The sequence below is a fragment of the Mesorhizobium sp. M6A.T.Cr.TU.014.01.1.1 genome, assembly GCF_004022765.1.
GTDB lineage: Bacteria > Pseudomonadota > Alphaproteobacteria > Rhizobiales > Rhizobiaceae > Mesorhizobium > Mesorhizobium mediterraneum.
On record NZ_RZPG01000004.1, the window covers coordinates 183954 to 198225 of the forward strand.

Below are 14272 nucleotides of genomic sequence, written 5' to 3' on the forward strand. Positions count from 1 at the left end.
CTAATTCTCCTCCACGAACACCTCTTCGCGCTTCTTCTTGACCGCCGGCAGGAAGACGATGACGAGCACGGCGAGCGCGATGAAGAGCAGGCCGGCGCTGATCGGCCTGGTGAGGAAGGTGCTCGGGTCGCCGCGCGCGAGAATCATGGCGCGGCGCAGGTTTTCCTCGAGCAGCGGGCCAAGCACGAAGCCGAGCAGCAGCGGCGCGGGCTCGCAGCGTAGCTTGGTCAGGAGGTAGCCAAGGAAGCCGAAGAAGGCGACGGCGTAGAGGTCGTAGATGTTGGTGTTGACGCTGTAAACGCCGATCGAGCAGAACGCCATGATGATCGGGAAGAGCACGTAGTAGGGGATCGTCAGGAGTTTTACCCAAAGCCCGATCAGTGGCAGGTTCAAGACGATCAGCATCAGATTGCCGATCCACATCGAGGCGATAATGCCCCAAAACAGCGCCGGCTGTTCGATCGCGACATTGGGGCCGGGCACGATGCCTTGTATGATCATCGCGCCGATCATCAGCGCCATGACCGGGTTGGCCGGAATGCCGAGCGTCAGCATCGGGATGAAGGAGGTCTGCGCGCCGGCATTGTTGGCCGATTCCGGTCCGGCGACGCCTTCGATGGCGCCCTTGCCGAATTCCCCCGGATTTTTCGATACACGCTTTTCCACCGTGTAGGAGGCAAAGGCTGCAAGGATCGCGCCGCCTCCCGGCAGGATGCCGAGCGCCGAACCGATGATCGTGCCGCGCACAATGGGAGCCGCCATACGCCGAAAGTCCTCGCGGGTCGGCATAAGGCCGGAGACCCTTCGGATCATCACGGAGCGCTCGTGCTCGTTTTCGAGGTTGCGCAGTATCTCGGCGACGCCGAAGACGCCGACCGCCACCGCGACGAAATTCAGCCCGTCGGCATATTCGCGGATGCCAAGCGTGAAGCGCGGTGTGCCGGTGTAGATGTCGGTGCCGACAATGCCGAGCAGCAGGCCGAGCACGACCATCGCCAGCGCCTTGACGATCGAGCCGTGGGCAAGCGCCACGGACGAGACGAGGCCGACGATCATCAGCGAAAAATACTCGGCCGCGCCGAATTGCAGCGCGATCGCCGTCAGCGGCGGGGCGAAGATGGCGACGAGGAACGTCGACACCGTGCCGGCAAAGAACGAGCCTATCGCCGCGATCGCGAGTGCCGCCCCGGCGCGGCCGTTCTTGGCCATCTGGTAGCCGTCGATCGCGGTAACGGCTGACGAGGATTCGCCGGGCATGTTGATGAGGATGGCGGTGGTCGAGCCGCCATATTGCGCGCCGTAGTAGATGCCGGCGAGCATGATCAGGGAGGAAACCGGGTCGCCGATCTGGAAGGTGATCGGCAACAGCATGGCGATGGTCGCGGTGGCGCCGATACCGGGCAGGACGCCGATCAGCGTGCCGAGAAGGACGCCGATCAGGCAGAAACCGAGGTTTGCCAGCGACGTGGCCGTCGAAAAGCCGAGCGCGAGGTTGTCGAGGAGTTCCATGTTCATCCTCTCACCATACCAGCCATGGAGGCAGCCACGGGCCGAAGCGCCGGAACGGCAGGCCGAGCGCATAGCTGAAGACGAGGAACGCAAACAGCGTCAGGCAAGCGGAGAGCACGAGCGCGGTCAGCGGCCTCATGCGGCCGCTGGCAAAGGATGCGATCAGCGCCGTCAGGAAGATCGAGGGGATGAAGCCGAGGCCGCGCACGGTCAGGCCGAAGAAGATCGGGGCAGGGAGGATGAACAGCATGCCGCGCCAGGCTATATGCCCGATCGGCTCGCTCTCGAAGCGCACCGCTTCGACGAGGATGACGGCGCCAAGCAGGATCAGCACGATCGCCAGGACCAGGGGGAAATAGCCCGGTCCCATGCGGAAGGCGGTGCCGATTTCGAGGCCGAGCGACTGCAGAGCGAAAAATCCGCCAAGAAAGATGAACAGCGCGGCGCATGTGCCGTTGGTCGTGTCGATCGTGAAAGGTTTCATGACGTCCTCCCAGGCCCGCCGCGGGGCACGCTGATGCCGGTGTGAAAAACGGGGCGCTGGTGGCGCCCCGTTCAAAACCTTAGTCGGCGTACTGGCCGGCGGCTTCGATGATCGGCTTCCAGCGCGCGATCTCGCCTTCCAGCTTGGCCTTCAGCGCGGCCGGCGTCGCATCTGCGTCGGACGACGGTTTGGTGCCGAGCTCGGCGAAGCGGGCGACGACGTTCGGGTCCTTCAGCGCGACCTGAAGCGATTTCGACAGGCGCTCGGTGACCTCGGCCGGCGTGCCCTTGGGCGCGTAGAGGCCGTGCCAGATACCGACCTGCACCTCCGGGAGACCGGCTTCCGTCGTCGTCGGCAGATCGGGCAGCACATCGAGGCGTTCAGACGAGGTGACGGCATAGGCCTTGATCGTGCCGCCCTGGATCTGCTTGGTGGTATTGGTTGTCTGGTCGCACATGATGTCGACCTGGCCGCCGAGAAGATCGGTCATGGCCGGGCCGGTGCCCTTGTAGGGCACGGTGACCAGCGGTGTGCCGATCGCGCTCATGAACAGCATCCCGCACAGATGCGAGGCCGCGCCTATGCCGGCATTGGCGACGGTGACGGTATCCTTGTTCGCCTTGGCGTAGTCGACCAGCCCCTTCAGATCCGTCGGCTCGAGGTCCTTGCGGCCGACGATGGTCATCGGCACATCGGTGACGAGGCCGACATATTCGAAGCCGTTCAGTGTGTCGTATGCGAGCTTTCGGTATAGCGTAGCGCTTGTCGCCATGCCGATGTGATGGAGGAGCAGCGTATAGCCGTCGGGATCGGCTTGCGCGACGCGGCCGGCGCCCAGTGTGCCGCCGGCACCGCCGACATTCTCGACGATGATCTGCTGGCCGAGATCCTTCGACATGGCTTCCGCGACGAGGCGCGTGACCGTGTCGGTCGGGCCGCCTGCCGAAAACGGCACCACAACGGTGATGGTGCGTTCGGGATAGGTTTGCGCGCCCGCGGCGAACGGATAGAGCGTGACGGCTGCGGCTGCGGCCAGAGCGGCGACGAATTTTCTCATCGTGATTTCCTCCCAGGATATGAATTCCCAACCGCTGCCCAGAGTTCCTTTCAACACCGGCTGGATGGAGCAATAACTAGCGCAGGCTAGCGGATTGCAATCGGGGTCAAACCGCAAACTGCGATTATGCACAACCCGTCCGCGCAAAATGGGTGGAAAGGTGACATCGAGCTGGTCGAAATCTGATAGCGAATACCGGTTACGGACCTCTCTGTGCCCTTCCTCCGGACTCGCTAAGCGTGCGGTGGAAGTGGAGCTCCGCTCGCCCGTGCCCGCAACCAGTCCGAGACGCGATAGTATCGCAACATGGCGGCCGGGGCGAACGACATGAAGAAGGGTGCGCGCCGGAGCGGTTCGAGCTTCAGCGACAGGTCTTTTTCAGGGACGCCCTTCGCCCATTCGCCGAGTATGCCGCCGAGCATGCTGCCGGTCGGCACGCCCCGACCGGACAGGCCAGTCAGCGCGACGACGCCCGGCGCGAGCTGGTAGAATCGCGGGATGGTGCGCTTCTGCATGTCCAGTTCACCGAACCAGAAATACTCCCATCTCAAGTCGCTGCTGATCTGCGGATGGAGCCAATGCAGACGGTCGGACATGAGGCGGTGTGTGAACGCCATGTCCCGGCCGCGCCGGCCCATAGGGAACATCGAGGCGACAATCCGTCCCTCGGTGTTGTACTTGTAGACGAAGATGTCGCCGCGGCCATCATGCATGGTGGCGTTGCGTGGCAGGACGGTTTGGCGTTCCGCGCCGGTCAGCGGCTGCGTCGCGGCGACGAACACCTTCTGGATCTTGTAGGTCCGGTCGAGGCCGGGCCAACCGTTAACGGTATAGGCGCCTGTCGCAAAGATGACCTTGTCCGCAACCACAATCCCTTCGCCCGAGTGCACTGCCCAGGCGCCGTCCTGCCGCACGACATCGCGGACAGGCGACTTGGTATGGATCGTGCCGCCCTCCTCGATGACGGCGCGCGCCAGCCCTCTTGCATAGCTCAAGGGATTGAGGTGACCAGCCTCGGAATGGAACCAGCCGCCATAATATCGCGGGCTGCCGGTCATCTCCTCGCTAGCCTGCCTGTCGAGCACCCACGTCCTGGCGCCAACTGCATTGTACTGCTGCGCCTTCGCCTCGAGCTTGGCGACGGCGCCTGGCGTAAGCGCGCCCATGACGTAGCCGTTCTGCTGCCATTCGCAATCGATGCCGTAACGCTTGATCATCCCCGCGACTTGTCTGTTGGCCCCTGTCTGCCGGGCGATCAGCCTTTCGGCCCACGGCTCGCCCAACATGGCACGCAGTTCGGGCAGGCTGTAATGCGTAAAGGTTGGCGTGCAGTGGCCGGCATTGCGTCCCGAGCCGCCGAACCCGATCTCCTGAGCTTCGAGAAGAACGACGCGTATGCCGTCGCGAGCGAGATCGAGCGCAGTCGTCAATCCGGTATAGCCACCGCCGACGATGCAGACGTCCGCCCTCGTGCGTCCTTGCAGCGGGTCGGTTTTTGGCGCCGGTTTTGCGGTCGCATACCAGAGCGAGACTTCAAACGGCGAAAACCTTGTCATGCCAGACGGCCTCACAGCATGTCGCTTCGCGCGTCGAGCGCATCGCGCAGGCCGTCGCCGATAAAATTGAAACTGGTGACCGCCAGTGTGATGGCGGCGCCAGGAACGATCGCCAGCCACGGCGCGCTATCGAGATACTGCTGGGCGCCGTTGAGCATGTTGCCCCAACTCGGCAGCGGCGGCTGGATGCCGTAGCCAAGGAAGCTGACATAGGCCTCAAGGAGAATGGCGCGGGCGACGGTAAGCGTGGCCGCGACGATGATCGGGCCGATCGCATTGGGCAGAAGCTCGCGAAACATGATGTGGCTGTTGCTGAGCCCGAGCATCCGGGCGGCGACCACGAAGTCGCGTTCGCGCAGGGAGCGCACTTCCGCCTCGACAATGCGGGCGATTTCCATCCAGCTCGTCGCCGCTATGATCAGGGTGATCATGATCGGGCTCGGCTTGATGAAGGCAGCCATCGCCAGCAGCAGGAAGATGTTGGGAAAGGACAGCATCGCGTCGACGAAACGCATCAGCACGGTGCCGATGCGGCCGCCGAAGAAGCCTGCCACAATCCCGAGCACGGTTCCGAAGACGGTGCTGAGGAGCATGGCAGCGAAACCGACCAGCAGCGAAACGCGACCAGCCATGAGAAGGCGCGCCGCGATGTCGCGTCCGAGCGGATCGGTGCCGAAGAAATGGTAGCCGGTGAACGGTGGGGAGAACCGTCCACGCAGGTCGATGTAAAGATCATCAAAGGGCAGGAGAAAGGGTCCGATGACGCAGGCGAGGACCAGTATGATGATCGTGGCTAAGCCAAACATCGCCAGCCGATGGCGGGCAAATCGGCGCACGGTGCGGCTGCGCCACCAGGGTTGCGTGGAGCGGGCGGGGAGGAGTAATTCCGACTGGCTCATTTTTTTGGTCCTCAGCTCAATCGAATGCGCGGATCGACGAATGCGACGGTGAGGTCGGCGGCCAGGTTACCGACCAGGACGAGAACCGCGGACATCATCAGCAGGCCCATCACCACGGGGTAGTCGCTGTAGCCGAGACTATCGAGGAACAGCCGTCCCATGCCGGGCCAGGTGAAGACGGTTTCCGTCACCAGGGCGCCACCCAGTATTGTCGGCAGCTGCAGCCCCATCAGCGTGATCATCGGAAGCAGCGCGTTTCCGAGGATGTGACGGATCAACACACGTCGGGGCCTCAGTCCCTTGGCCCGGGCAGTGCGGACGAAATCCTGATTGATGACGTCGAGCGTCGCGGTCCGCATGTAGCGGCTCCACACGGCGATATTGACCAGCGCAAGAACGATGCTCGGCATGATGAGATGGATCGCATAGTCACCGAGCGAGCCATCGCCGATCGTGTACATGTTGCCGGCCGGCAGCCACCTGAGCCGGAGCGAGAAGATGTAAATCGCGATCAACCCGAACCAGAAGGTCGGGATCGACAATGCCACCATCGCGCCGACCGTCGCAGCGTAGTCGAAGATCGAGTACCGTTTGAGCGCGCCCAGCACACCTATGCAGGTGCCGACGAAGATGGCGATCGCGGTCGATACGCCCATCAGCAGCAGTGTCGCGAGAAGGTGCTCCCAGATGATGTCGAGCACGGGCCTGCCGTCCCGGAAGGAACGTCCCCAGTCACCGCGAAGCAGATGCCCCAGCCAGTCGATGTACTGTACCGGAAGAGGTCGATCGAGACCCATTTGCGAGGCGATGCGATCGAGATCGGCCTGCGTCATTCCCGGCGTGAGGCTGAACTGCGAAAGCGGCCCACCCGGAGCGAGGTTCAGGACGGCAAAGCCAATCATCGAGACCAGCAGGAGCAGGACAAGACTTTGCCAGAAACGTCCCAGCAGATAGCGAAGCATGCCGGTTGCCTCCGTTTGCTGTCAGTCGGATACGGTTGCGCCAGGGCGCGCCTTAGAGCGACGCGCGTCCAATTGGACGCACAAAGTACGCTCTAACACCTTGAATCTACGGCGATGCAGGCCGAGCCGGTCATTGCCGGCCCGGCCCATTTCCGGAGCTATGACCAGTACCAGGTGGCTACGTCCCAGGAGTCGATGCGCACATTGATGTTCGGGACGACGCCTTCGACACCGGACTTGTGTCCGCGGACCGTCGCGTATTGGAATATCGGCAGGAATGGCAGGTCGTTGCGCACGGTCTCCTGGATTTTCAGGTAGGCTTGCTTGCGCTTTTCCGGCACGAATTCGACACCGCCGGCTTCGAGCAGCTTGTCCACCTCCGGGTTGGCGTACTGCCAGGTATTCTGGCCAGCGCCGCCCTTGGCCAGAATTGATTTCGAACTGAGGTAATCCGAAGTATTGGGGTCGGACCCTGTCAGGAAGTTGATGCCGACGACAACGGAATCGAATTGCGACTTCATCCAGTAGTCCCCCCACATGACCGCAGGCGGCAGGTTGGAGATCTCCACTTCGACACCGATGTCGCGATACGATTGCTGGATGAACTGCTGCGCCTGTTCGCGGATATGATTGCCCGCCGTGGTCGAGTTCTTGAACGAGAGGCGGACGCCATCCTTGACGCGAACACCGTCGCTGCCAGGGACCCAGCCGGCGTCGTCCAGCAATTTCTTCGCCTTGTCCAGATTGTATTCCTGCTTAGGCAGATCCGGATTGTAGTAGAAAGATTGCTGCGGCATGTAGGTTTCGGTGGGGGTTGGCAGTCCGTAGTAGAGGGCGTCGATGATCGTCTGCTTGTCCAGCGCATAGTACAGCGCTTGGCGAACGGCGAGTTCCTTGAACTGCGGGCGCTCCATATTGAAGCTGAGCGATTCGACGGTGGCGGCGGGAATGACGGCTACGGATGTTCCGCTCAACGCCTTGGCCTCCTCGTAATGGTCGGGCGTGATCCACTGCAGTCCGATGACATCGATGTCGCCGGTCTTGAACTGGGTGTAGAGAACCGTCAGGTCCGGAATGTATTTATAGATCAGCCGCTCGAGATAAGGGCCATCGCCAAAGTAGTCGGTATTGGCGGCCAGCTCGATATGATCGCCGGCCGTGCGCTCCACCCACTTGAACGGTCCGGTTCCGATGGGAGCATTGTTGAACGGCGCGGTATTCTTGTCCTCCGCCGCACCGAGCACATGTTTCGGGACGATGAAAGTCGCCGCCAGGATCGACGGATAGGGCGCGTAAGGCTCCTTCATCTTCCAGCTGATCTCGGTTGGCGAGACGACGGTCAAATCCTGGATAAGTTCGTGGCCGGCGCGCCGCCAGCTCAGAAATTTCGGGTCGACCAAGAGTTCGAGCGTGAACTTGACGTCCTCGGCCGTGAACGGCTTTCCGTCATGCCACTTGACGTCATCGCGCAGCTTTACGCGCCACTCAAGCCCGTCGGCCGAGATGCCGCCGTTTTCGACGGTCGGCACCTCCTTGGCGAGTGCGGGGTAGAAATTACCTTTCGGGTCGACGCCAAACAGCGGATCGAAGACGCTGAAGTGAATGCCCTCGTCGACCTCGATATGCACCAGGTGCGGATTGAAGACGGTGGGTTCCTGAGAAAAGCCGACGATCACCTGCCCCTTGGGCGCGCTCGGCGGGGTTGCGGCAAGGGCTTTGCCGGCCCCTGTCAGGTTGGGCATGGCGAGGCCGGCGCCGGCGATTGCCATTCCAAGCGTCTGGCGACGCGTCGGCCGAAAGACTGTGCTGCTGCTCTGGTTTGACATTAGAATCTCCTTTTTGAAGTGTTCCACTTTTGCTGCGTCCCGCTCTCTTGTCGGAGCGGTTAGAATCCACTGATTGGCGCGACCTTCGATCCGTCCGAAAACCGCGACCATCTGAAGTCCGTCGGGTCGACGATCGGCGGCCGCCCCGTGACGATGTCTGCCATCAGCCTGCCTGCGGCCGGGCCGATGCCGAAGCCATGGCCCGAGAACCCAGTCGCGACATGGAAGCCGGGGACGGCATTGACCGCGGAAATGACGGGGACGGCGTCGGGCGTGACGTCGATATAGCCGGCCCAGCGCTGCGCGATCTCTGCCTTGTCCAGAACCGGAAATGCCTTGCGGGCGTTCGAAAGGATACGCTCGGAGCTTTTCTTCGACGGCTTGGGGTCGAGCACGCGGCAGTATTCGAAAGGACTGGCCTCATCCATTGCCCAACGGGTCGGCACTCTTGCCTCTTCGAGGAAACGGCTTCCGAGACGGAAATTCAGCGATCGCCATTCCATCTTCCAGGCCGGAAGGAAGTCGCGCGCGTACCGAAAGGAGTTCGGCACGATATCGACGACATTGGTGGTGCTGGAGGCGATGGTATATCCGCCATCCTGGCGCTTGCGCATGGCGAAATTGTTTGCCCATACGGCCTGTTCCGGCCCGTTCTCGACCGGCGTCGTGCGAAGGACCGTGTTCATGACCTTCAACTGAGGCAGATCAAGGTCAAGCGCTCCGCAAAATAGGTTCGACCAAGCGCCTCCGGCAAGGACGACTGCCTTGCAGGCAATGAAACCACGTTCTGTCACGACACCCGAGACGGCGCCGTTGGTTGTCTCCACGCCGCGCACCGCGCACTCCGTTAGAATGGCGGCGCCGCGCTCGCGCGCGGCTTCGGCAATCGCCGGGGCGGCCTTCTGCGGCTCGGCGCGGCCGTCGGCGGGTGTGTACAGCGCGCCTTTGACATCGAGATTGGAGCCGGGGAGGAGGTCACGCAATTCTCCCGCACCGATCATTCGCGACTCGAGCTGATAGCCTTCGAGATGACGTCCCCAGCGTTCGTGCCGGTCGTATTCCTTGTCGTTAGCGCAGGTGAACACGATTCCTGCACGCGTGTAGCCGGTATCCCGCCCCGTTCGTTCGGAGAGCCGCGTCCAGATGCGCAGTGCTTCCGCCATCAGCGGGACCTCGCGCGGATCTCGACGGGAGATGCGTACCCAGCCCCAGTTGCGGCTGGACTGCTCCTGGCCGATTCCGCCCTTTTCGCACAAAGCCACCCGCAAACCGCTTTCGGCGAGTTCCAGCGCCGTGGAGGCGCCGACGATGCCGCCGCCGATGACGACGCAGTCCACCTCCTTTGGCAGTTCAATATCTCCATGAACGGGGATGACGAACGGTCCGGGCATGCTCAGTAGAGCTCCTCGAGCTGGCAATTGATGGAAAATTCCGCGACGCTTGCATTATTGGGCAGATCGAGGAGCATCCCGATGCTCCGTGCGAGATCATCGGGATCGGTCATCAGTGCGTCGGCGCGATCGGTGATGCTGCGCGCCATATCGGTGGCGACGAATCCGGGGCAGACGGCCGTGGCTCGAATTCCGAGATCCCACCCCGCCTGCCGGATGCCGTGGGAAAGGGCGACGGCAGCAAACTTGGAGATCGAATAAGAGCCTGATGTCGCGGACTTGACCCGCTTGCCCGACAGCGAGGCGAGAATAATGACCCGGCCTGCTCGACTTGCCGCAAGCCAGTCCCATGACGCGCGCACCAGGCGGCGCGGAGCCTTCACGTTGATCTCGAACATCAGATCGAGATCGGTGTCGTCGACGTCGATGACCGACTTCGGAATCATGATGCCGGCACAGGCAATGACCGCGTCGATCCGACCGAAGCCATCGATGGTGCCGTCGACCCACGCCCGTTCGGCGTTGGCAGCCGCGGCTTCATAAGGGAATACGCGGACGCGCTCGCTGTCTGCCCAGTCAGGTTGCACCGGTTCACGCATGCCGAGCGACAGTGACCAGCCCGTTTCATACAAGTGCCGGGCGCAAGCCGCACCGATCCCGCGACTAGCACCCGACAGGAGCGCCACCCGCTGGGTGGCCTGCACTCGGCCCACTGCTGCCGGCTCCCTCATTGGCCGAGACCCACGGTGCGACGATAGACTCGCCGCAATATGTCGAGCAGACGCTTCTGGTCTTCTTCGGGCACACCGGCGAAGAAATCGCTGGATTGCTTGGTGGCGATCTTGCGAACCTTGCGGGCGAGGTCCGCTCCCTTTTCGGTGATATGGAGCTCCTGCGCGCGTCCGTCGTCCGCTGCGGCCTCCCGCGTCAGAAGATCGTGCTCGATCATCTGGTCGACCAGCCGGCCCATGGCTGAGCGATCGCGCATAATGAGCTGCGCGATGACCGAGGGTCGTATCCCTGGATGGCTGTCGACAAGAAGCAAGGTGGTGATCTTGCCGGTTCCCCGGGCGACATCGAGACCCTCCAGGCGGTCATCGAGATCACGAGAAAGGGCGATGTTGATGCTTCTGATATAGAAGCTCAACGTGTCTTCGAGGACATCGAGCCCTACCGTCTCGACGGTATGAGGAGGGCCTTTCTTCTTCTTCGGCAACGGACACTCTCCTGAGGCTTTCCTGGCAGCCTGCGTCGAGATCACCGGCAGCCTTGAAAATCGAGGTTGCCGCGAGCCTTCAAAGGCATAGTTGAGCGGGTAGTGGACAATTGCAACTACTTTTGATGGACAAAAGCAACTATCTCCCCTGCAGGAAGGCCCGAGGTGCGCGCGTGCAGTTCGATCGAGACACGGCCTTGCGATCCGCGTCCTCTATCGGCGCCGTCATCGATGGATCGCGGGACGTTCTCGATCGCCGCCTAGGCGGCGGGGACCCATTCCTTGCCGGGAATGGCAGAGATGAGTTGCTGGGTATAGGCGTGACGCGGGGATCGGAATATCTGCCAAGGCGGGCCGGACTCCACGACTTCGCCGCGGTTCATGACCAGAATCTCGTCACAGATACGGCTTGCCACTCTCAGGTCGTGAGTGATGAAGATCATGGCGATCTTCATTTCCTCCTGGATATTGGCCAGCAGATCAAGAATCTGCGCCTGGATGGAGACGTCGAGGGCGGAGACCGCTTCGTCGGCGACCAGGACCTTGGGGTCCATCATCAGAGCCCGAGCGATGCCGATCCGCTGGCGCTGGCCGCCTGAAAATTCATGCGGAAACCGGTCGTAGGCACCCTCGTCGAGCCCGACCAGCCGAAGCAGCTTCAACGCTTTCGCGCGCGCTTCGCGAGCGGACAGGCCGTGCGCCATCGGGCCGACGGTGAGGATCTTGGCGATCGTCTGCCGCGGATTGAGCGAGGCGAATGGATCCTGGAAAATCATCTGAATATGCGGCCGCATCGGCCGGAACTCGGAAGCCGAAAGCGCCGCGATATCCTTGCCGTCGAACAGAATGCTGCCGCCATCGCTGTCCAGCAGCTTCAGGAGGACGCGGCCTAGCGACGATTTTCCCGAGCCGGACTCCCCGACGATCCCAAGTGTCCGACCTTGGCGGACTTCAAAGCTGACCTGCTTGACGGCGTGCACGATGCGCGAGCGTGAGAAGAACCCGATGCCTGGCCGGTAGGTCTTGTCGAGCTTCTGCACCTCCAGCACGACAGGCGCATCGCCGCGCGACTTCGTCTCATTCTCGATCATGTGTGGAACGGCGGCGATCAGTCGCCTGGTGTAGGGATGGCTAGGATTGCCGAGCACGTCGGAAGCGACGCCTTGCTCGACCATCGCGCCTTTCTCCATGACGATGACGCGATCGGCGATTTCTGCGACGACGCCAAAATCGTGCGTGATGAACATGACGCTCATGTTCTTTTCGCGCTGCAGCCGCCGGATCAACGCAAGGATCTGCGCCTGGGTGGTGACGTCGAGGGCCGTCGTCGGCTCGTCGGCGATCAGCAGATCGGGCCCGAGCGCGAGCGCCATGGCGATCATGACGCGCTGGCGCTGCCCGCCCGAGAGTTGGAACGGATACTGATGCCGCAGGACCTCGGGCTCCGGCAGGCCGACTTCGCCGAGCAGATCGACAACTGCCTTCGCGCGGGTCGCCGAAGTGCCTGCGTGGTGCGCTTCCATAACCTCCGCGACCTGCTGGCCGACGGTCATCAGCGGATTGAGCGCCGAAAGCGGATCCTGGAAGACGATGGAGACCGACCGGCCCCTGAGGCCGCGCAGGACGTCTTCCCGTGCGCTGGCCAGATCGTGACCCTTGAACCAGATGCTTCCCTGCGTGATCCGCACCGAAGATGGCAGCAGACCCATGATCGCATTTGCGGTGACGGACTTGCCGGAGCCGGATTCGCCGACGATGCAGAGCATCTCACCCTTCTTCATGTCGAAGGATATGTTTTCGACCGCGTTCTCACGCTCCATGTTCCTGGGCAGGCGGATAGTCAGATTTTGAACGGAGAGAACAGCTTCCTCGATCGGATCGCTTGTGGTCATTTCGCTCGGCAGCATTGCTTGGCCTTTCGAAGTCCAATGATCTGACGACGCATACTAGCCGCACGTCCTACCGTCAGCGCAAGCCCGCATTTTTGCGATAGGCACCGGTGTGTCTTGAGATCGCTCCGAAATCATAGTGATCTTATCCGGGGCGAAGCCGGCCATATCTCGATAATTTCGGACTGGCTTCCGCGACCGAACTGCTTCTGGATATTGCCGTTTATTGAACGGGGCCGGGGAGGCGAGGCCGGCCCGCGGCGAATGAAGCCGACTTGCGAATGGCATGTTCGACGCCGCGGAGTTCGGCCAATCCTTTGAGCCGACCGATGGCCGGATAGCCGGGCTGGGCCCCACGCGTCAGGTCGTCGAGGATGTCCTGGCCATGGTCGGGGCGCATCGGGATGAGAGCGTCCGGGCGCCCTTCCTTCTTGCGCCGCGCTTCCTCGTGGAGTAGCGCCGCCACCACTGCCACCATGTCGGTGTCGCCGGCAAGATGCTCATCCTCGTGGAACGAGCAGGGGATGCCGGCCGCTTCCTTGCGCACATTGCGCAAATGCGCGAAGTGGATTTTTGGCCCCATCCGCTCGATCATGCCCGGCAGATCATTATCCGGTCTCGCACCGAGTGATCCCGTGCACAGTGTCGCCCCGTTGGCCGGGCTGTCGACCGCGTCCAGAATGTACCGATAGTCGGCCTCGGTCGACATGACGCGCGGCAGGCCCAGCAGCGGAAACGGCGGATCGTCAGGGTGGCAGCAGAGACGCAGGCCAAGGCTTTCGGCCGTAGGCACGACCTCCGCCAGGAAATCGACGAAATGCCGGCGCAGCGTTGTTGCGTCGATGCGGTCATAATTTGACAGTTGCGCCGCGAGACCGTCGAGAGACGTGTCTTCGGTCGAGCCGGGCAGACCGGAATTGACGCTTCTTGCCAGAACCTTGCGTGCAAAATCATCCATCTGCGCGTGTCGCCGCTCCGCCTCGGAGGCGATCTCCGGTGTGTAATCGCCGAGCGCCCCTTGGCGCTTCAGGATATGGATGTCGAATGCGGCGAAGTCGACCAGATCGAAGCGCATGGTGGTGCCGCCATGCGGCAGGCGCCAGGCGAGGTCGGTGCGGGTCCAGTCGAGCACGGGCATGAAATTGTAGCAGATGACCGAAATGCCGGCCCGCGCCAGGTTTTCCAACGATGTCCTGTAGTTGGCAATATGGCTGCGCCATTCGCCGACCTGCGTCTTGATCGCTTCGGAAACCGGCAGGCTCTCGACGATCTCCCAGTTCAGATCGCTTGCGCTTCCATCCGGCAAAGATGCGACTTCGCGCTGACGGTTTTGGATTTCGGCGGGCAGCCAGACGGCGCCGTAAGGAACGTGGTGAAGGGCTGAGACGATGCCTTGTGCACCGGCTTGACGCGCGTCCGCGATCGTCACCTTGTCGACTGGGCCGAACCAACGCCACACATGTCTCATTCGAACACTCCGTTA

General features: G+C 62.3%; 12 protein-coding genes. All 12 read right to left on the minus strand.

Features of this window, described 5'->3' with window-relative positions; genetic code table 11:
- Complete coding sequence (locus EN885_RS07610; RefSeq protein ID WP_126105464.1) at positions 1–1509, minus strand: tripartite tricarboxylate transporter permease; 1509 nt, start codon at positions 1507–1509, stop codon at positions 1–3.
- 10 nt (positions 1510–1519) lie between these two features.
- On the minus strand, positions 1520–1993 hold the full coding sequence (locus tag EN885_RS07615) for a tripartite tricarboxylate transporter TctB family protein (RefSeq protein WP_126105465.1): 474 nt from the start codon (positions 1991–1993) through the stop codon (positions 1520–1522).
- Between the two features lie 79 nt (positions 1994–2072).
- Entirely contained in the window at positions 2073–3050 is a 978-nt protein-coding gene (locus EN885_RS07620) for a tripartite tricarboxylate transporter substrate-binding protein (protein ID WP_126105466.1), read from the minus strand.
- 233 nt (positions 3051–3283) lie between these two features.
- Positions 3284–4606, minus strand: coding sequence for an FAD-binding oxidoreductase (locus EN885_RS07625; RefSeq protein ID WP_126105467.1), 1323 nt, complete (start codon positions 4604–4606; stop codon positions 3284–3286).
- A gap of 11 nt (positions 4607–4617) precedes the next feature.
- On the minus strand, positions 4618–5505 hold the full coding sequence (locus EN885_RS07630) for an ABC transporter permease (RefSeq protein WP_126105468.1): 888 nt from the start codon (positions 5503–5505) through the stop codon (positions 4618–4620).
- 11 nt (positions 5506–5516) lie between these two features.
- Positions 5517–6467: an ABC transporter permease gene (locus tag EN885_RS07635; RefSeq protein ID WP_126105469.1), complete on the minus strand. Its 951-nt coding sequence runs from the start codon at positions 6465–6467 to the stop codon at positions 5517–5519.
- Between the two features lie 158 nt (positions 6468–6625).
- Positions 6626–8293 carry a peptide ABC transporter substrate-binding protein gene (locus tag EN885_RS07640; RefSeq protein WP_128241371.1) on the minus strand — a complete coding sequence of 556 codons (1668 nt, stop codon included), beginning with the start codon at positions 8291–8293 and terminating at the stop codon, positions 6626–6628.
- A 59-nt stretch (positions 8294–8352) separates the two neighbouring features.
- Positions 8353–9684, minus strand: coding sequence for an FAD-binding oxidoreductase (locus tag EN885_RS07645; protein WP_126105471.1), 1332 nt, complete (start codon positions 9682–9684; stop codon positions 8353–8355).
- Positions 9685–9686: 2 nt separating this feature from the next.
- Positions 9687–10388 carry an SDR family NAD(P)-dependent oxidoreductase gene (locus EN885_RS07650; protein WP_245457963.1) on the minus strand — a complete coding sequence of 234 codons (702 nt, stop codon included), beginning with the start codon at positions 10386–10388 and terminating at the stop codon, positions 9687–9689.
- Between the two features lie 23 nt (positions 10389–10411).
- Complete coding sequence (locus tag EN885_RS07655) at positions 10412–10900, minus strand: MarR family winged helix-turn-helix transcriptional regulator (RefSeq protein ID WP_128241370.1); 489 nt, start codon at positions 10898–10900, stop codon at positions 10412–10414.
- 260 nt (positions 10901–11160) lie between these two features.
- Positions 11161–12792: an ABC transporter ATP-binding protein gene (locus tag EN885_RS07660; protein WP_127291875.1), complete on the minus strand. Its 1632-nt coding sequence runs from the start codon at positions 12790–12792 to the stop codon at positions 11161–11163.
- Between the two features lie 220 nt (positions 12793–13012).
- Entirely contained in the window at positions 13013–14257 is a 1245-nt protein-coding gene (gene uxuA / locus EN885_RS07665; protein WP_127291872.1) for a mannonate dehydratase, read from the minus strand.
- Positions 14258–14272: the final 15 nt, after the last annotated feature.